15 protein-coding genes are annotated in these 19,379 nt (G+C 44.8%); 7 read left to right on the top strand and 8 right to left on the bottom strand.

All coding sequences use genetic code 11. The annotated features are described in order from the left end of the window. Positions 1-7: 7 nt before the first annotated feature. The 4 genes from R7R24_RS10470 (at position 8) to R7R24_RS10455 (ending at position 6,063) form a co-directional block, all read left to right on the top strand. Complete coding sequence (locus tag R7R24_RS10470; RefSeq protein ID WP_005377721.1) at positions 8-772, top strand: ABC transporter ATP-binding protein; 765 nt, start codon at positions 8-10, stop codon at positions 770-772. 11 nt (positions 773-783) lie between these two features. Then, the gene (locus R7R24_RS10465) at positions 784-1,668 is read left to right on the top strand and encodes an iron-siderophore ABC transporter substrate-binding protein (RefSeq protein ID WP_054579465.1); all 885 of its coding nucleotides are present in this window, start codon (positions 784-786) and stop codon (positions 1,666-1,668) included. Further along, positions 1,665-3,641, top strand: coding sequence for a Fe(3+)-hydroxamate ABC transporter permease FhuB (fhuB, locus tag R7R24_RS10460; RefSeq protein WP_054579466.1), 1,977 nt, complete (start codon positions 1,665-1,667; stop codon positions 3,639-3,641). The genes R7R24_RS10465 and fhuB overlap by 4 nt, the downstream gene beginning before the upstream one ends. Positions 3,642-3,840: 199 nt before the next feature. Continuing rightward, complete coding sequence (locus R7R24_RS10455) at positions 3,841-6,063, top strand: TonB-dependent siderophore receptor (protein ID WP_191116336.1); 2,223 nt, start codon at positions 3,841-3,843, stop codon at positions 6,061-6,063. A gap of 42 nt (positions 6,064-6,105) precedes the next feature. Here R7R24_RS10455 and R7R24_RS10450 read toward each other — a convergent pair whose 3' ends face one another. The 6 genes from R7R24_RS10450 to R7R24_RS10425 all read right to left on the bottom strand — a co-directional run bounded on the left by R7R24_RS10450 (position 6,106) and on the right by R7R24_RS10425 (position 14,040). Further along, positions 6,106-6,654 carry a hypothetical protein gene (locus tag R7R24_RS10450; protein WP_017634028.1) on the bottom strand — a complete coding sequence of 183 codons (549 nt, stop codon included), beginning with the start codon at positions 6,652-6,654 and terminating at the stop codon, positions 6,106-6,108. Between the two features lie 251 nt (positions 6,655-6,905). Further along, positions 6,906-8,681, bottom strand: a complete 1,776-nt coding sequence (locus R7R24_RS10445) for an ABC transporter transmembrane domain-containing protein (RefSeq protein ID WP_017634029.1) — start codon at positions 8,679-8,681, stop codon at positions 6,906-6,908. A 3-nt stretch (positions 8,682-8,684) separates the two neighbouring features. Continuing rightward, positions 8,685-10,424, bottom strand: a complete 1,740-nt coding sequence (locus R7R24_RS10440; protein ID WP_025998567.1) for an ABC transporter transmembrane domain-containing protein — start codon at positions 10,422-10,424, stop codon at positions 8,685-8,687. A gap of 271 nt (positions 10,425-10,695) precedes the next feature. Further along, complete coding sequence (locus R7R24_RS10435; protein ID WP_005377704.1) at positions 10,696-11,187, bottom strand: type II secretion system protein; 492 nt, start codon at positions 11,185-11,187, stop codon at positions 10,696-10,698. A gap of 204 nt (positions 11,188-11,391) precedes the next feature. After that, positions 11,392-12,735 carry a sodium/glutamate symporter gene (locus R7R24_RS10430; protein WP_191116126.1) on the bottom strand — a complete coding sequence of 448 codons (1,344 nt, stop codon included), beginning with the start codon at positions 12,733-12,735 and terminating at the stop codon, positions 11,392-11,394. Positions 12,736-13,161: 426 nt separating this feature from the next. Then, positions 13,162-14,040, bottom strand: a complete 879-nt coding sequence (locus R7R24_RS10425) for a LysR family transcriptional regulator (RefSeq protein ID WP_005377700.1) — start codon at positions 14,038-14,040, stop codon at positions 13,162-13,164. A 103-nt stretch (positions 14,041-14,143) separates the two neighbouring features. Between R7R24_RS10425 and R7R24_RS10420 the strand changes: the two genes are divergently transcribed. Both R7R24_RS10420 and R7R24_RS10415 read left to right on the top strand, forming a co-directional pair. Further along, the gene (locus R7R24_RS10420) at positions 14,144-14,431 is read left to right on the top strand and encodes a putative quinol monooxygenase (protein WP_191116127.1); all 288 of its coding nucleotides are present in this window, start codon (positions 14,144-14,146) and stop codon (positions 14,429-14,431) included. Between the two features lie 11 nt (positions 14,432-14,442). Continuing rightward, complete coding sequence (locus R7R24_RS10415; protein WP_191116128.1) at positions 14,443-15,420, top strand: Gfo/Idh/MocA family protein; 978 nt, start codon at positions 14,443-14,445, stop codon at positions 15,418-15,420. An 84-nt stretch (positions 15,421-15,504) separates the two neighbouring features. On the opposite strand, the gene R7R24_RS10410 is transcribed toward R7R24_RS10415, so the two are convergent. Beyond that, positions 15,505-16,191, bottom strand: coding sequence for a DNA-3-methyladenine glycosylase I (locus R7R24_RS10410; RefSeq protein ID WP_005377694.1), 687 nt, complete (start codon positions 16,189-16,191; stop codon positions 15,505-15,507). A gap of 86 nt (positions 16,192-16,277) precedes the next feature. Here R7R24_RS10410 and R7R24_RS10405 point away from each other — a divergent pair, with 86 nt between their 5' ends. Continuing rightward, a complete protein-coding gene (locus tag R7R24_RS10405; protein WP_005377692.1) occupies positions 16,278-16,472 on the top strand; it encodes a hypothetical protein in 195 nt (64 codons plus the stop codon). A gap of 85 nt (positions 16,473-16,557) precedes the next feature. Here the strand turns inward: R7R24_RS10405 and R7R24_RS10400 are convergent, their stop codons facing one another. After that, positions 16,558-19,368, bottom strand: a complete 2,811-nt coding sequence (locus R7R24_RS10400) for an Hsp70 family protein (protein WP_191116129.1) — start codon at positions 19,366-19,368, stop codon at positions 16,558-16,560. Positions 19,369-19,379: the final 11 nt, after the last annotated feature.

Genomic DNA, 19,379 nt, shown 5'->3' with positions numbered 1-19,379 from the left:
AGTAGGGATGTTGGAAGCTAAAGCACTCCAGTTTGAGATTGAAGGCAAGTCATTGCTAAAAGCGTTTGATGTGACATTTGAACCCGGAAAAACATACGCTCTTGTTGGACACAATGGTTCAGGAAAATCCACATTGTTAAAGTTGCTGGCACAGCAACAGCCATACACCGCTGGTGACGTGGTTCTGCATGGAACGAGCATTAACGATCTCTCAGCGAAAAAGTTTGCCCAACACATTGCCTACTTGCCTCAGCATCTTCCGGTGACCGACAGTATTTTAGGTCGAGATTTAGTCGGTTTTGGTCGTTATCCATGGCATGGTTTACTTGGACGTTTGAGTAAGAAAGATCACGACATTGTTGAAGAAGCAATGGCGATGACAGGCACACTAAAATACGCAGATCGCTTAGTGGACACGTTATCTGGAGGAGAGCGTCAACGTGTGTGGCTAGCTATGCTGTTAGCCCAAAAAACCGAGTATTTGCTTCTTGATGAGCCTTTGTCTGCGCTAGATATCAGCCATCAAGTCGATATGTTGAAGCTTATCTCTAAACTCAGTCAAGAACTGGGCTTGGGCGTTATTATCGTATTACACGACATCAACTTGGCTGCACGATTTTGCGACTACATCGTTGCATTACATCAAGGTGATTTGATTGCACAAGGCAATGTTGAACAGGTGTTTACTGAACCTAAGTTGAGGGACATATATGGGATAGAGATGATGATCTCTGACCACCCTGCGGGTTACCCGGTGGCGATGCCAAGCTAAAGGTTGGAATAATGAGCAGTACAAACACTCGACTTAAACATTTCTCTTTCGCTCTCTCACTTAGTGCGCTTTTGGTCAGTTCTTTTCAAGCACTAGCTGACGCATCACCTCGGGTGATGTCGGTTGATTGGACACAAACTGAAACGATGTTGGCGTTAGGGGTTGTGCCCGTAGGCGTCGCTCAAGGGCAAGATTACGATGCTTGGGTAAAATCGCCACCGTTACCACCTCAAACTAAGGATGTAGGGTTAAGAACTCAACCCAATATAGAGCGTATTTACGAGCTCAGACCTGACCGTATTTTTATTGCCCCGTACTTCTCCTCAATGAAGCATCGTTTAGTCGATATTGCCCCCATTACCACGATTGACTTATATGAAAGCGGGATCACAGATTGGTCGGTACTTACTCGTTTCACTCGGAGGTTTGGTGAAGAGCTGGGAAGAGAAGCGGAAGCAGAGGCGCTTATCCAACAATATGAAAAACGTTTCTCTTTATTAAAACAGCGCATAAACAAAGACCAGCCGCCGCTTTTAATGATTCAGTTTATGGATACGAAGCACGTTCGTGTTTTTGGTCAAAATAGTCTTTACTCTCAGGCTATCGAAAAGATTGGGCTGAGTAATGCATGGAATGAAAAGACGAATAGCTGGGGCTTTAGCCTAGTTGGCATCGACAAGTTAGCTGGCATAAAAGCTCAAATTGTTATCGTAGAGCCATTACCTTACGGTGGAGCGGAGCAGCTCTCTCAAGACCCATTTTGGCAATATGTTGTTCAACAATCTGGTGAAAAGGTCATGCAAGTCGCACCCGTTTGGAGTTTTGGTTCTATGCCTTCAGCTCTCCGTTTCGCAGAGTTAGTTACGGCGAGTAAGGTCGAGGAGTTAACACAATGAAAACGATGCCTTTAAGCTTTGTGGTGTTACTTTCGGCATTTACCTTTTTTATTGGTGCTTTCCAATTGTACCAAGTAAGCTCATTTTCGTTGACTCTAATCAGTTTATGGGAGCCTAACTTTCAATCTATCGATTCTGTTTTACTTCACTTTAGCTGGTGGCCTCGAGTCTTCACCACGATTATATCTGGTGCTGGATTAGCGGTTGCTGGGGTATTGATGCAGCAAGTGCTGCGTAACCCTCTCGCTTCACCCACGACACTTGGTGTGGCGAGCGGTTCAAGTTTTGCTTTGATGTTAGCTACGCTATTCGCACCTTGGATGTTGGATATCGCGCCTAATTTGGTTGCTCTCATCGGCGGTGTGATATCGATGGGGTTGGTGATGCTGTTGTCATGGCGACGAGCGTTATCTCCAACGGTTGTCGTCGTTTCTGGGTTAGTGATAAACCTGTACTTTGCATCATTAAGTACGGTTATTCTGATGATGAATACCGAAAAGCTGAATGGGTTAATGATATGGGGAGCCGGTTCGCTTGTTCAGAGTGGATGGGGAGATTTCTCGTATCTTGCCCCTCGAATCGCACTTGCTACGGTCGTTGCATTTGTGATTGCAAAGCCGTTAAGTCTGTTGGAACTCTCTGAGCAAGGTGCCAAGAGTTTAGGTGTCTCGCTAGCTAAGTTGCGTTTTGTCTGTCTTGGGCTTGCGGTGTTAATCACTTCTTGGGTGGTTTCTGCCGTAGGAATCATCGGTTTCATCGGGTTAGCGGCGCCAGCGATTACTCGATTGATAGGTATCAATAAAGTCCAGCATAAGCTTTGGGTATCAATGCTAATTGGTGCCATGTTATTGACTTTAACCGATTTGGTTATTCAGCAACTGCCAGGGCTAATGGCGAGTTTTATACCAACGGGAGCAGCAACGGCTGCATTAGGCGCTCCGTTACTGTTATGGCTGTTACCTCGTTTATCACAAAAGACGCAGGGCCATACTCAAACAGTGTTAACTCGACACCGTCAACATGTTTACAAGCTAAACCCTAAAGCGATCTCATTGGCGTTGATCGGTACGTTAATTTCCGTTGTCCTTTTTGCCACGGTTGCTGTGCAAAATGAAGGGTGGACAAACTTATTTGCTAGCCAAAATTGGATTTTTTTGGAATGGCGCGCACCTAGATTATTTGCAGCAGCAATTGCGGGGGCAATGTTGGCGATTGCTGGAACCATGATTCAACGCCTAAGTGGAAACCCAATGGCAAGTCCTGAAGTGATCGGTATCAGTTCAGGGACAGCGATGGGATTGATCATCGCGATGTTTACTGGGTTTGGTTCGTCAATTTTCACTCTTTCTCTAGGCGGGCTCGTAGGCGCATTAGCGACGGTATTAGTCATTGTGCTGCTAAACCGTAAGTCAGGCTTTCAGCCGGAGCGTATTTTGTTGACTGGTATTGCGATAACCGCACTGATGAATGCAATACAGAGCTTTATTCTAGCCACTGGTGACCCAAGAAGTTATCAAGCATTGGCTTGGTTGTCTGGGTCTACCTACTATGTCTCGGTTGAAACGTTACTCCCATTGTCTTTATCTGCGCTTGTCTTTATAGGGTTGAGTTTTCTCTGCGTAAGATGGCTAGATATTCTTCCTGTCGGTGCCGCTTCCTCTAAAGCACTTGGAATTCGAGTTGATCGTTCACGCGCAATACTGCTTCTTTTAGTTGCTTGTCTCACGGTCAGTGCGACATTGGTTGTTGGCCCGATTAGCTTTGTTGGGTTGTTGGCTCCGCATTTAGCTCGCTTATTTGGTTTTAACAAAGCGTCACAACACATGTTATGCGCCGCGATACTGGGGGCAGGGGTGATGTTGTTGGCTGATTGGTTGGGACGACAGGTCCTTTACCCGCAAGAAATACCAACAGGGCTTATGGCGTCTCTCATTGGCGGTTTGTATTTAATGTGGGGTTTACGCCGCTTATAGAAATGAGCTAAGCCTCAACCAAGAAAGTACTTATACAAATAAGCACTCGTAGTGGCATTCGTAACCTATGCGAGTGCTTTATGCAAAACCTCTGGTTTGTCTTTTACGGAAACAACTGGCGATGCCGTAACTCGCTTTTCTTTCAGCGGTCGCTGAAGTCATGAAGGGTTGGTTTGGCTGCCGACAAAAAGGAGAGAATATGACTCGGCAGTTTATGCTGACACCAACGTCGATGGCGGTTGTATTAGCTGTATCAACGCCAAATGTCTTGGCTCAGGAAGATGAAAATATAGTTGTGATTGGACAGCAGCAAGACAGTGCAGTTGGTCCAGATTTTAGTTATCTCGGAGCGAAGAGTCGGGCAGCGACGAAAACTGATATTGCTATCAATGAGACTCCAAGAGCGGTGTCTGTTGTTACGCGAGAGCAAATGGATGATCGTGCCTCTATTAGCATTTCTGACGCACTACAGTACACACCAAGCATTCAAACTAATTATTTCGGCGAAGATAACAAGCAAGATTGGTTTATTATTCGTGGTTTTAAACAGGCGAACAGTGGGTTGTATCAAGATGGTACCCGTTTATATTCTTCTGGCTTCTATAGTTGGCAAATAGATCCGTTTGCGTTAGAGAGGGTTGAAGTTTTACGTGGTGCAGCGTCTGTTCTTTATGGGCAAAACCCTCCAGGTGGGGTTATCAATCTTGTCAGTAAGCGACCTCAATTTGATGGGGGGTCAGGACTTGTATCTTTGGAGTACGGTTCTGAAGACCGTAAACAACTTTCTCTTGACGTAAACTCTGAGGTGAGTGAGCAGCTAGCTTTTCGCTTTCAAGGGTTAGCGAGAAAAAATGGGACGAGAATTAGTGGTGTAGAAGCAGAGCGCATTCTTCTCTCTCCATCGATGACGTACAAATTTAATGAGACGTCTGAAATTACCTTTCTAACGAGCTATCAAAAAGACGACTCAGATCCTTATCTGCAATTTTTGCCAGTTGAAGGAACGTTAACGCCAAACAAAAATGGAAAGATCAGTGATAGTTTAGCGATAGGCAATCCTAACTGGGAGACGTTTGAGCGTGAGCAGGTGTCTTTAGGCTATGAGTTTTCTCATGCATTTAATGATACCACTTCATTTGTTCAAGCAGCTCGTTACAGCGAAATGGATGTTAAGCTAAGACAAATGTATTCGTACGTTTACTCGGCTGACGTGCCTGCGTTGGGGCCAGCTTTGGACCCATCAAATGAACGCAAAACCATACTTCGGGGTGCTTCAACAGAAGATGGGTCATCTGATGCTTTTAATATCGATAATCGTTTGATGCACCAAGTAAATTGGGGAAGTGTTGAGCATAACTTGATGTTGGGCATAGATTTTCAAATGATCAGTATCGATGGTAAAGATTTTGCCAATGACCCTATCGTTGCTAATGGTAGTGCATTATTAAACACACCAATGGGAGCTTTGCCCGATCCTAGGTTTAATGTATTTAATCCTACTTATTCGGATAACATAATGTTACTCGATCCGAATACGCTACAACCATTGAGCGAAACCGATAAGCAAAGAACGAAAATCGATAATCAGCAACTCGGCGTCTACTTTCAAGATCATATGCTGATCAACGATAAATGGGCGATGTTATTGGGGGCACGTTACGACGATACAAGTAATGAAGTACATAATGTTACCACGGGTGCTCGCACGAAAGTCGATAATGGAGAGTGGACGTTTAGCGTGGGAACGGCTTATATTTCTGATTCTGGCTTCACGCCATACTTTAGTTACTCTCAGTACTTTGATCCAATTATTCAAGAAGACAGCAATGGTAAGCCAGCGAAGCCTGAAAGCGGTGATCAATTTGAAATCGGTATGAAATACCAACCGGATTCATTTGATGGTTATTTCAATGTTGCAACGTATCGGGCAACAAAAGAAAACTTGGCTCGTATCTACTTGAGTGAATTAACGCAAATAGGAAAAATAGAAAATAACGGCGTTGAGTTTGAAGCTGTAGCTAATGTGACACCATCCTTAACATTGATCGGGAACATTGCGTACGTTGATGCAGAGATAAAAGAAGACATCAATAAGGCATGGGTTGGCAAAACACCTTCCCAAGTGGCGAATACCGTATCATCAGCTTGGGCACATTATCGTTTCTTTGATGGACCTCTTGATGGCTTTGCTGTTGGCTTAGGCGCGCGCTATACAGGTGAGTCATACGGAGACAATGAAGAGAGACTAAAAGTACCAAGTTATTTCTTAATGGATGCGACGGTCAGTTATCGAATCGGCGATTACAAGCTACAAGTCGCAGCTAAAAACATCGCGGATAAAAAGTACATAGCGACATGTGATGGCTTTTGTTGGTATGGCGACCGACAAAATGTTATTGCAAGTTTAACTTACGACTGGTGAGTTAACGTATAAATAAACACCCCTAACTTTAGGGGTGTTTATTTAGAAATCGGCTTTACGGACAAAGTGCGGGTTTTTGTACTTTTTCTGCGGGCCAAACGATGATACGACAAGTTTGTTCCATAACGTTTTGTCAAACTCACCCTTTGGAATCGAAGGGTAGAGGGTTTCCTCTTCTTCTCTTGCAAAGTTCATATATTGTTTCTTTTTAATTTGATTGTACTTTTTGGCGATCTGGTTATGTTTTCTTACCCACTCCAGCTTGTAATTGTGGAGCACTTTTTCACCTTCTTCGAGACTCATTCGAGATAGGAACAGTCGCTTGTATGAGACCTTTCTGTCCAGCATTGTGCGCATAACGGTTTGGATATATTTACCGTGATGCGTAATGGTAATGTCGTTTTCATCAATAGGAGTGACACACCAGCCTTTAGGTAAAAAGTCTGGCTTCTTAAATTGCTTATTACGCTCCATTAGCGCCTGATGTAAAACTAAATCAGAGGTGCCGCGGAACGTCTTTTGCCATTTACCGATACGAATTTGAATCGAACCAGGCAAGCGATAGATGTTAGTAAACTTATCTTTGTCCATGGACTTGTGTCATGAGATTAATGTGCATAATTAGAAAGCGGAATTCAGCCCAATGCCACAGGCAGTAGACTTAAGTACCGTACGATTTTACAACGACCTTGCGTGATATAGCGAGGGGTTATGTCAATAATAGGTAAGAAATAGAAAATTAGTTCACATTATGAAGAAATTGGAAGCTAACAAGGTTAAATTTTGAAGTTACACCAATTATGCCCATGCCGACTAAATAAAAAGAAGGCACGGGCTTAAAATCACACCGCTTCTTCGAGTTGCTTGGTGTCTTCTTCAATCTGTTGTAGATGTCGGTTTGCTTGCTGTAACTGATACATTTGAGCATAACGACCATTTTGCGTTAAGAGTGCTTTGTGTGTGCCTTTCTCGACTAACTCCCCATGATGAAGAACAATGATTTGGTCTGCATCTAAGATAGTTGAAAGCCGATGAGCAATAACAACGAGCGTCATGTCTTGTCTGAGGACCGCCAAGCTCTTTTGGATTAAAGCCTCTGTTCCTGAGTCAATATTTGCGGTTGCTTCATCTAATATCAATATCTTAGGTTTTACCACAAGCACACGTGCTAACGCCAAAAGCTGTTTCTGACCTGCAGATAAATTAGTTTCGCCTTGACCTAACTGCGTGTCTAGCCCGTTAGGGTAACGATGAATTTGTTCTGCCAAACCTACCTTGTCTAACGCATCCCATATTTGATTGTCATCAACCGCCCGACTGAGAGAGATGTTTTCTCTGACTGAAGCAGGGAGAATATGTGGATCTTGTTGAACCATTGCCACATCTTTGCGAAGTACGTCTTTCCCTAATGTTTTAAGTGGACGACCATCTATGAGCAGTTCACCACATTGAGTTGGATAAAAGCCCATTAACAGTGACGCTAAGGTGCTTTTACCGCTTCCTGTATGCCCGACAAGCGCGATAAAGTCTTGGTGGTTGGCCTTCAACGAAATGTCTTTTAGGACGTCCTGTTTACCATCGTAGCTAAATGTGAGGTCTTTAAGTTCGATAGCACCTGACCTTAATGGTTGATGATCGCCCCCGTAAGTTTGTTCTTTCGCATCAATCAATTCAAAAACACGTTCGCTTGATACTAACGCCTGCTGAAGTAGAGCAAGTTGCTGAGTCATCTCAATTAGTGGTTCAGTAACTCGCGCAAGATAACTGATAAATGCATACAGTACCCCCACACCAATCAACTCAATACCATTAAAACCAAAGATCGCAACCAAGCAAAGCAACGCAAGACCAGCGAGTAAGTCCATTAATGGTCTTAGCAGATAGCCGTTTAGCCGAATCACTCGTTTAGATGCCACCAGATGCTCTGCGGTTAGCTCGTTGAACTGTTTATTAAAACGCTCTTCTTGTTGCATTAATTGAATGACACTCATCCCTTGAATGGATTCACTCAGATTCGCATTTATATCGGTCAATAGGTCACGCATCTTTCGGTAGCTTTCTGTACTTAGCTGCTTAAACAAGTACATAAAGCCGATGACGATCGGCAGCAATACAAGCACAACGAGTGTGAGCTTCCAGCTCATGAAAAACATAACGCCAAGCATTACGACAATCATGACCACGTTTTTCACCACGGTCGCGATCAAAAGCTCATAAAATTGCTGTAAAGATTCCGTATCGTTGGTGATTCGCGACACCAATTTTCCAGCAGGAGTGTAATCAAACGCAGACAACGGCTGCTTAATCACGCCAGAAAATACTTGCTTACGAATCGCTTTGATCGTGTTAGCCGCGACAATGCTAAATTGCAATGACTGAAAATACTGGAATGTTGCCGATACGATCTGAAGAGCGATATAACCTACTGCTAGCGAAATCAGAACATTTTGTGAATAGTCACCTTTAGCGATGTGCTCATCAATGAAATATTGAATCAACCAAGGGCCGCCGGCGCTGGCTAACGCTGCAATAAACAGTAAGGCGAGTCCTTTAATCATTGGCTTTGGTTGAGATAATGGGTAAGACATTAACCGTTTAAACGTGCTGGTGTGGTTCATTCATTATTCCTCCATCGCCTGCTCTAGTTTTTGGTACTCGAACATCTCGGCGTACCAGCCTTTATGCGCTAATAAAGCGCTATGTTGCCCACGTTCAGTAATGTGTCCGTGATTCAATACAATGATCTCGTCTGCTGCTTCCAAAGCGGTGAGGCGGTGCGCAATAACGATTAGGGCTTGATTACGGTAGTATGTTTCTAAATTCTTAAGGATTTGATGTTCGGTCCGTCCATCGACAGCGGAAAGTGCATCGTCCAAAACCAACACTTGGGCATTCAGCAGCATAGCGCGTGCTATCGCAATACGTTGTTTTTGCCCGCCGGAGAGTGTAATGCCTTTTTCGCCGACTTCTGTTTGGTAGCCTTCAGGAAACTTCTCAATATCGTCATGTATACAGGCTAACTTTGCTGCTCTATAGACTTCTTCTTTCTCTGCATTAGGGTTGCCTAAGGCAATATTGTCGAAGATAGATTTGGAGAATAGAAACGGGCTTTGATTAACCACGGCAAAACGGTTGCGCCACTGCGGTAGTAAGGCATCCTTGATCTCGACATCACCGAATTTAATTGAGCCGTTTTCTAAATCATGTTGACGCAAAAGTAGTGTTAACAGGGTCGATTTTCCGCTTCCTACAGGCCCTGCAACTCCCAACATTTTTCCGGGTTCCAGTTCGATGTTTACTTCCGTCAAAGCGGGTGGTAAATCACTAGACCAGTGGAAATCGTCGATATCAATTTTCAACGGAAGTGGTTTATTTTCTATTGGCTTATTGCCACTGATAATTTCTGGCTTTTCATCAAAGATCTCTTGTAGTCGGTTCCATGCGGCAGAGCCTCTTTCTAAAATGTTAAATAGGAATGCGAATGCCAGCATCGGCCATATCATCAACCCTAAATACATCGTAAATGCGGTCAGATCACCAAGCGTGATCTCACCTTTATCAACAAGGTAAGCACCAGCAGCGACACTAAGAAGGAAAGAAAGACCGATGGTTAACTGAATTGCCGGGTCAAATCTAGCATCGACTCTTGCAACAGCGATGTTCTTTTCGCCAGTATCATCCACAACCTCTTCAAAACGTTGCTGCTCTTGGTTTTCTAATCCGAAAGCACGCAGCATTCGCACGCCATTAAGTGACTCTTGTGTCATGTCTGACATGGTAGAAAAGGCTTCCTGAGCGACACGAAAGCGTTGATGTAGGATGCGCACAATAAAGAAGATGATGATGGCAAGAAATGGCATTGGAAGAAGCGCCATTACGGTGAGCTTCCAGCTTACTTGCGTTACCATAATGATTAAAACCGCAATACCAGTGATCAAAGAGTCTGCGGCGGTTAAAACCCCTTCGCCGGCTGTCATAACGATATTACGCACATCATTAGTGCCACGAGCCATCAGATCCCCCGTCTTGTAACGTTCAAAAAAACGAGGTGGCTGTGTCGATAAATGCCTATATAGACGGTTACGTAGAATGGTCCCGAGCTCCCAGCTTGCGCCGAAAAGCCAAATTCGCCATAAGATGCGACACCCATAAATGGTAAAGATCAGTACAGTTAACCCTGAGAGCCATAGAATCAGCGTATTTGTATCTAAAGTGTTGTCTACGACGCCGTCAACTATGATGCCAACTGCTTTGGGCGGAACAAGCTGTAGTGCTGATATCACAGCGAAAAGCAGAATGGATCCGACATAGTGCCTCCACTTTTGTTGGAAATACCAACGTAGCTGCCAGAATATTCTCATTACGCCTCCCGCTTTAAATTATTGAATTTGTTATAGAACTATTATTGAGCGAAATGATGAGTTTACAAGCACAAGTTATAGGCGGGTTTAAAAACGATAGATTGTTTCAATTATAACCATGTGTCGGCGCAAATTACTGGTTTTATCTCTATGAGCTAACTGTGCGACGACATTATGTGAAATAGTTGTTAATGGTGGTTTTGGAGCCATGACCTTGCAATAACGATGAAGACACCAAAAGTAAAAGTGTTACTGCCACTCTCTATGGGAATTAGCAATCGTCAGTTTGTATTTTGTATTTCACTTGGCCACCAGGAGTTTCTGGGTAGTAAACTTCGACATAACACATATGTTCTGGACCAACAGGCTTGTTTGCAAAACCAATAAGGAAGTAGGGCTCGTCTGGGCTATCTACCCCATACCAAGTGTTGATAGTGAGTTGCGGATCAAAGCCTGCTAGCTCTTTTGCTGGAATAACATTTTTGATAAATCCAAAGTAACCAATTAGGTCGTTATGGCCGTCATTATCTAGATCAATGTTATATTGTATGCCGCCATCTACTGTCTCTTGAGATTGAATCACTGCTTTGGTGTAGACAAAGTTGTTGGCGGTCATGAGTGCTTCTCTGGCTCCATATAGAACCGCCACTCTGGCATCTTTTTGTAAGCCAAGAAATTTAGGAAATGCAACGACGCTTACAATACCAAGAATGATGATGCACACAATGAGTTCAATAAGAGTAAATCCTTGAGAGCGACGCACAGCCTTTCTCCATGTTTTAGAAACGAATAGGCGGCTATTCTGATATAGAAACGTTCAGGTCAAGTATTAAAAAAGAATGATAATAAGAGATCGGGATTGCAAATCTCAAATATAAAACAAGTTGCTTATTTTCGAGATGAGGAGTGATTTTGATAAAAACCAAGGAATGAACTCGAGAGGATAAAATCCTCCCGAGTAAAGCGACTAAGATTCGTGTGTCAGAGCACTGCTGTTACGTTTAAAAATGAATCGCCAAATAAATAAGACAATTGCGATGTAACCTAATCCTACACCAAGCGATTGCCAGTGCATGCCGTTATACATCGCGATTGGCATCAAAGAGATGATGAAGATGTCAGTGATTGAGCCAGGGACATAAGCGATGGCGTAATCATCAAGTACTTTGCTACGCATTTTGGGATCAACAATACGAAGTAACGCAATACCCATGGCAACCGTACCGGTTAACCAACCCCAAGAGAAAATGCCTTTCTCGAACCAATCTTCGCCCATGATACGTGGGGCAACCCAGAAGATTAGCCATAGTGTGAAGGCGATACCGCCGATTGCAAGCACTACCATCGGCATTAAATACTGGGCTAAGACGGTAATCTTGATGGCTGAGATACCAAAGATAATCAAATAATCGGTACTGATGCCCGCAGCGTGTTTGAATGCACCGTCACAAAGATAGCGTGAAGCTTTCGTTTGTTTCGCGATGATTCGCACAAGCATGCCGCCAAGGAAGCCAGTTACAAACGTCGGGATCTGCACCTTATCGTGGAAAGAAGACAAGTAGTTGGCGGCGACATAAGAGAAAGCGGTTACGACAACCACTAACGCAGCGTGAATCGCGAAAGAATCAACCGACAGGGAAGACATGGTGTCTTTCATTACCGGTTCTTGATCATCAGGCTTAACAAGGCCTTTGCGTTCGTGTTCGTCCATGCTGTCGAAGGTCGTAAAGCTACGAATCCAACCCATCTTCAATGCGAATTGCAGCATGAGCATGCCGACAGAAATCGAGATGAAAATACCCACGGTTGCGAACGTTAAGCCAAGTGTGAAGCCATCTTCCCAGCCAAGCCCCGTGAAGATTTCACCAACAACAGATGCAGAGCCATGTCCGCCCATAAAGCCCGCAGACATTGTCACACCAAAGCCAGGATTAATCTCTGGCCAGAAGAAGGTTGTGAGAACTAGACCAAACATTGCTGCAAACAACCACTGAGAAACAGAAGCGATTTGGTTAAACGCCCACAATGAGCCAGCACGCTGTGCGACGGTTTTAGGTGATGGAACATCCGTTGCCAGACCTAACGCAGAAAAAAGTGCAGCAGTTAATAGGCTTGCGTTAGCGGTAAACGTATCGGTCCAAGGCAGTACGTCTAACAGGGCTGGTCCAAAAAATAGACCGAATAATCCTGCGAGAACCGCCGATGGAATGTACATACGCTGTAGTAATGGCGCGTGAACGCGAATGACTTTTGCCAAAATCAATAGTAAGCCAGCGATGGCTAAGTCAGTCAGCATTAGACCTTTAGGCATCTTATCCTCCAGTAAATGCAGTCAAGGGGTAGCGTCCTTGTGACCTACCTTGAATAAAAATCTCTCTCAAGCCAAAAAGTCACATACGTGACTAAAAGCGTTGAGAAATCAATGTCGTTTTCATAAGCAAAGGAATGTGCTTATGCAATTTGAAATGAGTGTAAATGTTGTGATTGCACACGAACAGGAAGAGAAATTAGATTAAATTTCTCGATATTTTTTTGATAGTTCACTCAGGAAAGGCGGCAATCCTAGTCACTTTGTCAGAGCAATGCAATTGGTGTGAATCAATAAATTATGCCTAGTTAATGGGTGTCTCTGACTAACAACATGAAAAATAAAGACAATTAACAAGCAATAATATTTGTCATATCGACAATAAAAGTTAATTAAATGGTTAAATTGTCGCCGCTTTATGGGGTGACGTTATGGATTCACATGAGAAAGAATAAAATCGACCAAGGTACGGTTTTTAAGGGAAAGCTGTTTTGAACGGTAAAGCAGGTGGATCGGTTTTGGCTTGGGAGCATGTTGCTGGAGAATTTCTACCAAGGCACCAGATTGGATTTCCTGCTCAACTAAGATCTTTGGTTGCATAAGAACACCAGAGCTTTTTAACGCGGCGAACTTAAGTACATCGCCATTGTTAGACGTTAATCGGGTGTTGCTGTTTCCAAAGGTATTAGATGGCATGTTCACCACTTGTTGGCTTTCTCCTTGGTGATACTGAAACCCCAAACAATGATGGTGTGCTAAGTCATCAAGTGATTGGATAGGGGCATGTTGCTCAAGGTAAGAGGGTGAGGCGCAGTAAGTCATGTGGTATTCACCCAATTTTCTCGCGACTAACGACGAATCGACCAACTCACCGATTCGAATAATCACGTCAGCTTCGCTTCGATATGGGTCAATCAAATTGTTGTCCAACATCAGCTCAACGTTCAAATCGGGAAATTCAGCTAAGAAGTCAGCCACGATAGGAGCAATGACCTTTTTGCCATACGTGACAGGGCAGTTAACTTTTACAGTTCCGGTTGGACGGTTGATCAGCGTCTGGATCAGGTTCTCTGCGTTGGTGATGTCTTCAATAATGCGGTGGCACTCTTGGTAGTAGAGTCTGCCAGCTTCGGTCAGGGACTGTTTACGCGTGGTGCGATGAATCAGCTGTGTACCTAAGCTTTGCTCAAGAAAGCTCACGTGCTTGCCAACCATAGTCGGTGAAATATCAAAGTGGTGTGCAGCATTACGAAAGCTGCCGTGTTCGACCACGTAAGCGAAAACTTTCATGCTTGTTAATTTATCCATTGCACACCCAGAGTTGATAAAGAAATAACTAAAGCAGAGTTTATCAATCAAACGAGGTTAATTACAGTGGGCGTATGATTAAGAATGGAGAAAGAGAGCCATCATGAGCGACACGATTTTTGTTACCGCCGAACTGAAAATGAATGCCGATAAGCCAAGACAACAAGTAGTTGAAGCCATTGAACAATTTTGCCTTGATATGCAAAGCGAAGCGGGGTGCTTGCAAGCGAATGCGACCTACGATTCTAAAGATCCACAACGTGTGATTCTTTGGGAGCGATATGAAAACCGCGCCGCGATTGAAGCGCATTTTGCTATGCCGCATACACAAGCGTTTATTGCGGCTGAAATGGCAGAGTTAGTTCAAGCATTCGAAACCCAAGCTCAATAGGAGACGTGAACATGAAATGGGGTATTCTAGGCACAAGCTTTATCTCAGGTGTCATGGCTGAGGCAATCCAAGGCGATGACAAGAGTGAACTATACGCGGTTGCTGGGCGTTCGGAGCAGAACTTAAAGACATTCGCTGAGCAATATGGCATCGAGAATACGTTCAACGATTACGATGCGTTGATTGCCGATGAGCAAGTCGACATTATTTACATAGCATTGCCAAATCACCTTCATCATGACTTTATCGTTAAAGCGGCAGAGCAGGGAAAAGCGATCCTGTGTGAAAAGTCACTGTCGGTAGATATGGAAAAAACCGAGTTGGCACTAAAAGCAGTCGAAACGCACAAGGTATTCTTTGCTGAGGGTTTGATGTACTTACATCACCCATTGATCAGCGAGTTGGTTTCTGTGCTTAAATCGGGAGAGATTGGTGAACTTCGCTCCATCCACACGTCTTATATTGCGTCGATTGCGCAGTTTGTTAATCCAGACAGTAAAGGTGCTTTGTATAACTTAGGTTGCTACCCAATGTCATTGGTGCATTTGGTGGTGAAAACCATGTTGGGTGAACAAGCCTTTGGAAACCGCTCTATGACGGCGATTGGTCGACGAGGTAACGATGGGAATATCTGTGAATCGAGTTTGATGATGCAATTCGGTGAGCAACAAACGGTGAGCGTACATACTGCCGAAGATCATGGATTGAAACACCAGTTCACCATTCTGGGTAGCAAAGGCTGTATTACCTTAGATTCAAACCCATGGCTACCAACGCAAGATAACCAGTTTAGTGTGGAAATTTACGAGACGTCGAAGCGCGAGGTGTCTGTACCGGCAACTGGGGACGCTTTCTTCTATCAAGTGCGCAATATTCGCCAAGCGGTTGAAGAGGGGCGTACCTCGTTAGAAAACCCTTGTGCAACATGGGAAGACTCTCACCGTATTATGCAGCTACTGACTGAGTGGGAATCACTGGCTTCAAAGTAAGTGTGTACTTGAACCAATGAACATAAAAACGGCGCACTAAATCCAATGATCAGTGCGCCGTTTGTATTTTGGGTTCAGTCTGGATTAAATGCGATTATCGCCGGTACTGAACGCAATGATTTGGCTGATCTCAGACAGGCTTCTACCACTTTCTTGCTGCCATTGAACAAACGCTTTGTTGGTTGCATCGAGCGATTTTTTCGTATCTTTGCCACCTTCAATGATCTTGCAATTACGCAGGTAAGCTTCCACGTCGCTAGACAAGATAAAGGTATCAACGCCCATTTGACGAAGTGTGTAAGGGCCAGTATTTCCGCCTAGGCGATTGCCGCGTTTCTTCAAATACGCCCATAGGTCGGTGATTTTCTCTTGCGGCCAATCGGCAACCATTTTGCCAAACGAGCCATATTCGATTTTTGCTTCGTGGATCATACGAGCGTTGGCAGGAATCGACATGACTTTAGTGAGGTGGCGAATGATGCGTTTGTCGGTTGCTTTGGTTTCCCATTGCTCATCTGACAGCATCAATAGCGGCTCAATCTTAAACCCAAAGAACACTTCTTCGAAGTTCGGCCACTTGTTGCGAACCACGCTCCACGAAATCCCACTTTGGAATACCTTCATCGAAAAAGCGGCTAGCCAACGGTCGTCGGGAATCGCTGCCAGCTCTTCTTTGCTTAGTGGATGAGACAAAAGCGCTTCAAGTTGATCTTCACCACCTTTACGCTCGGCAGCGCGCTGATAAATCGCGTCAAATTTTTCGATACTCATAAAAGAAGTTAGTCCTAGTTTATGTCGATATTTGCGAAACATACTACGCTTAAGTGGCTGAATCGTAAATTGATGGAGTGTCACAAATGAAGAAGGTCACATTAACGTTTGTCGGAGAAGGTTCGGATCGTATTGCGGAAAAATTCTATGCGTGGATGACGGACGGTGGGTTAGAAGACAGCATGATTGAGAATTTATCTGACCGTGAAATCTCAGTGGTCGGCATCAGTGATATGGATAATGAAACGCGTGATGTGGTGATCAATACGGAAATGAACTAACGAGTCGTCTTTCGTCAGCTATTAGAATCATATAAAACAAAGCCCTTCACGAGAAGGGCTTTGTTGCGTTTATAAGTTTGGGAGCTTAGTTATTTACCAGCGTCAGACCGCTTGGTAGTGCATCACCGAAGATACGCTTCGATTCGCTCTCAGATAACTCTTTGACTTCTTCAACCAGTGATATCCAAGATTCAGGCACCTTGCTTTGCTTCAACTTAGCCAGCACTTGCTCACGGTAGTCGTCTGAGATATCGAATAGGCGGTCGCCCGTCTTACGACAAATCATTACGGCTGCGAAAGCGATCATTGGCTCTTTCTGCCAGTTCTGCTCTAACAGCTTAGGCAACCACTGTTCCGCTTGTTCACGAGGAACGACGTTATGCTGACTGCCATACAAAGGCGTACGTGATGCCAAGCGCCCCATTGCCCACCAGTGTGCTTGCTCGAACTGGTTATGGTTGATGGCTTTGCTCAAGAACCACGTTGCCAATAGAACTTTGTCTTCGACTTCTAGATGCTCCAGAGAGGCTGACAAACGTACCATCGACTCGTAACCCATATCTTGTGCCGCTTTGGCTGATTGCGGGTTTTTCATCGCGCCAGGGTGCAGATATTTCGCGATGTCCGCCAAGATAGTCTCTTGCTGCTCTTGGCTCAAGCCACCTGCGATACGACGCCAGAATACCCACCAGTCGGTCCAACCTTGATGGTTCTTAAACTGAATGTTTTGCTGGTAGAGACCCCAAACTTGTTCAATGCGCCATGAGTCGGTTGGATCGCCAAAGCCTGGACGCAGTGCAAAGCCAGCCAAACGAAGCCAGTTTTTCTCGTGTTGTTCAGAACGACGGCGACGCTTACGACCTTGTGCAAAGGTATCAAACAGTTGACGTAGGGTCGTGAAATCCCACTCGTCACGTTTGCCAAGTTTCTTCTCAAGATCTTTGGCTAAGGTTTTGATCTCTTTGCTTTCCGCGCTTTTCTTATTACCGCTGTAAAGGCGAGCGATCAGCTCCTTACATTCGTTCAGTTTAGGGTGAAGCTTAACTTGCTCGCTGTCGTCGGTTTGCTTGTTACGAACTTCGAACTCCAGTTCCCAACGTTTGCTGTCATCTTCTGCGCTGACACATTCCATCTTAAGTGTGCCGACTTCAGTCAACTGACATGCCAGTTGTACTTCTACGCGCTCTTTTTGGTTGGCTTGCAGTTCGGCACCTTCACCTTCAAGGGTGGTGATATAAGGCGGAAGAGGGGCAAATAAGTCAGGATCAACGTCCACCATCACACCGTTTTGAATAGCGATGTTATTGGTTAAGGTGTCGTGGGTAGACGTCAGCAGGTTAAAGCGAACGGGTTCACCTAGGGTAAGCGAGAAACGACGACCACTTAAGCGGATCTCATGACCTTCTTCTGTACCTTTTGCAAGCAAACAGAGCGCTTTGCCCATCTTGTTCTTCTCTTGAAGGTGCAAGAAGTAAGAACGCGCTGCACCACCACCAATTTTTAGCTGTGCACCACGACGTGCTTTACCAAACGCAACAGCACCTAGTGCAACAGACCAATCTGGATGTGGGTTATCTAATACCGTAACCGGAGCGCCGCGCCAATCGGAAAGGAGGGTAGTGACTCGCTCAGTCACAAGTTCACTGTTGAACACACCACCGTTAAGAAGCAAACCGACTGGAATTGCATTTTGTTTGTCGTCTTCAATGCCGAGAGCGGCACGAGCAACTTGTTGGTGCTGAGTTAAGAACTCAGCAACGTGTTTGCTCACTGCTGGGTCAGCAACGTATGGAAGACCAAACTCGACAACGGCGCTGCGGCGCTTGTCTGGTACTTCACTGAAATCAGAAAGCGGGAAGAAGCCATCCAAAGCGATTTGGTGCACTTCTTGTTTGCTCAGCCCAATACTCTTTGTTCCGCCAAGAAGTTTCGAGCCGCTGCCTAGCATGGTGATTTTTACTTCTTCAGGTGCACTCGCTGAAAGTAGGTTCTCTTTCGCCTTGCGAGTTTGCTGAATCAGCTTAGTTAGGCTTGCTGCAGTGAGCTTCTTACTTTGGTTGAAGCGGCTCTCTGCAAGATGTGCTAATGCTAAGTCGAGGTTGTCACCACCAAGCATCAAGTGCTCGCCAACACCAATACGATCAAGGGCTAGTTCATCTTGAGAAGAGAAACTTGCTTCAATCAAGCTCAAGTCGGTGGTACCACCACCCACATCGCAAACAAGGATTAGTGGCAGATCTTTTAATTCGTTAGCCGCGGTTTGCTGGTGGCGTGCGTACCAGTCGTAACACACCGCCTGTGGCTCTTCAAGCAAGACGATTTTTTTCAAGCCAGCAAGCTCGGCGGCTTCAAGTGTCAGTTTACGTGCGGTTTCATCAAATGATGCCGGAACGGTGACAACTACGTCTTGGTCTTCGAGTTTGTTACTTGGATGACGGTAGTTCCATGCTTGACGAATATGATTGAGGTAACTTGCGCTGGCAATAACTGGCGAGACTTTATCCACGTCTTGCGCACCAGCCCAAGGAAGAATATCTGAGTTACGATCAACCGCTTGGTGTGAGAGCCAGCTTTTCGCGCTGGATACCTGACGACCTTCTACTTTCGCGCCTAATTCGCGAGCCCATTCACCAACGATGACATTGTTAATGTCGCCAGCAACAGGTTCGTTGTCCCAAGGAAGAGTGAGGTCAGAAGGGGAGATTTGACCTACAGCTGGATGATAGCGGAAAGAGGGCAGAAGTGGTTTACGAACGACTTCGCCCGGACCAATCAGTTGGTCAATGTCAAATAGGGATACTTCGGATTGTTCAAGGTTGTCGGTTATTTCACAGTAGGCCACCACAGTGTTTGTGGTGCCAAGGTCAATACCAACAAGAAAACGAGGAGATGCCATACAAAACCAAA

Source organism: Vibrio sp. 704 (assembly GCF_033339295.1).
This window is presented reverse-complemented; position numbering and strand designations above follow the sequence as displayed.

What these genes read in the sequence shown, in the direction of transcription:
- R7R24_RS10470 (WP_005377721.1), top strand. Translation starts at nt 8, where the DNA reads ATGTTGGAAGCTAAAGCACTCCAGTTTGAGATTGAAGGCAAGTCATTG.
- R7R24_RS10465 (WP_054579465.1), top strand. Translation starts at nt 784, where the DNA reads ATGAGCAGTACAAACACTCGACTTAAACATTTCTCTTTCGCTCTCTCA.
- fhuB (WP_054579466.1), top strand. Translation starts at nt 1,665, where the DNA reads ATGAAAACGATGCCTTTAAGCTTTGTGGTGTTACTTTCGGCATTTACC.
- R7R24_RS10455 (WP_191116336.1), top strand. Translation starts at nt 3,841, where the DNA reads ATGACTCGGCAGTTTATGCTGACACCAACGTCGATGGCGGTTGTATTA.
- R7R24_RS10450 (WP_017634028.1), bottom strand. Translation starts at nt 6,654, where the DNA reads ATGGACAAAGATAAGTTTACTAACATCTATCGCTTGCCTGGTTCGATT.
- R7R24_RS10445 (WP_017634029.1), bottom strand. Translation starts at nt 8,681, where the DNA reads ATGAACCACACCAGCACGTTTAAACGGTTAATGTCTTACCCATTATCT.
- R7R24_RS10440 (WP_025998567.1), bottom strand. Translation starts at nt 10,424, where the DNA reads ATGAGAATATTCTGGCAGCTACGTTGGTATTTCCAACAAAAGTGGAGG.
- R7R24_RS10430 (WP_191116126.1), bottom strand. Translation starts at nt 12,735, where the DNA reads ATGCCTAAAGGTCTAATGCTGACTGACTTAGCCATCGCTGGCTTACTA.
- R7R24_RS10425 (WP_005377700.1), bottom strand. Translation starts at nt 14,040, where the DNA reads ATGGATAAATTAACAAGCATGAAAGTTTTCGCTTACGTGGTCGAACAC.
- R7R24_RS10420 (WP_191116127.1), top strand. Translation starts at nt 14,144, where the DNA reads ATGAGCGACACGATTTTTGTTACCGCCGAACTGAAAATGAATGCCGAT.
- R7R24_RS10415 (WP_191116128.1), top strand. Translation starts at nt 14,443, where the DNA reads ATGAAATGGGGTATTCTAGGCACAAGCTTTATCTCAGGTGTCATGGCT.
- R7R24_RS10410 (WP_005377694.1), bottom strand. Translation starts at nt 16,191, where the DNA reads ATGAGTATCGAAAAATTTGACGCGATTTATCAGCGCGCTGCCGAGCGT.
- R7R24_RS10405 (WP_005377692.1), top strand. Translation starts at nt 16,278, where the DNA reads ATGAAGAAGGTCACATTAACGTTTGTCGGAGAAGGTTCGGATCGTATT.
- R7R24_RS10400 (WP_191116129.1), bottom strand. Translation starts at nt 19,368, where the DNA reads ATGGCATCTCCTCGTTTTCTTGTTGGTATTGACCTTGGCACCACAAAC.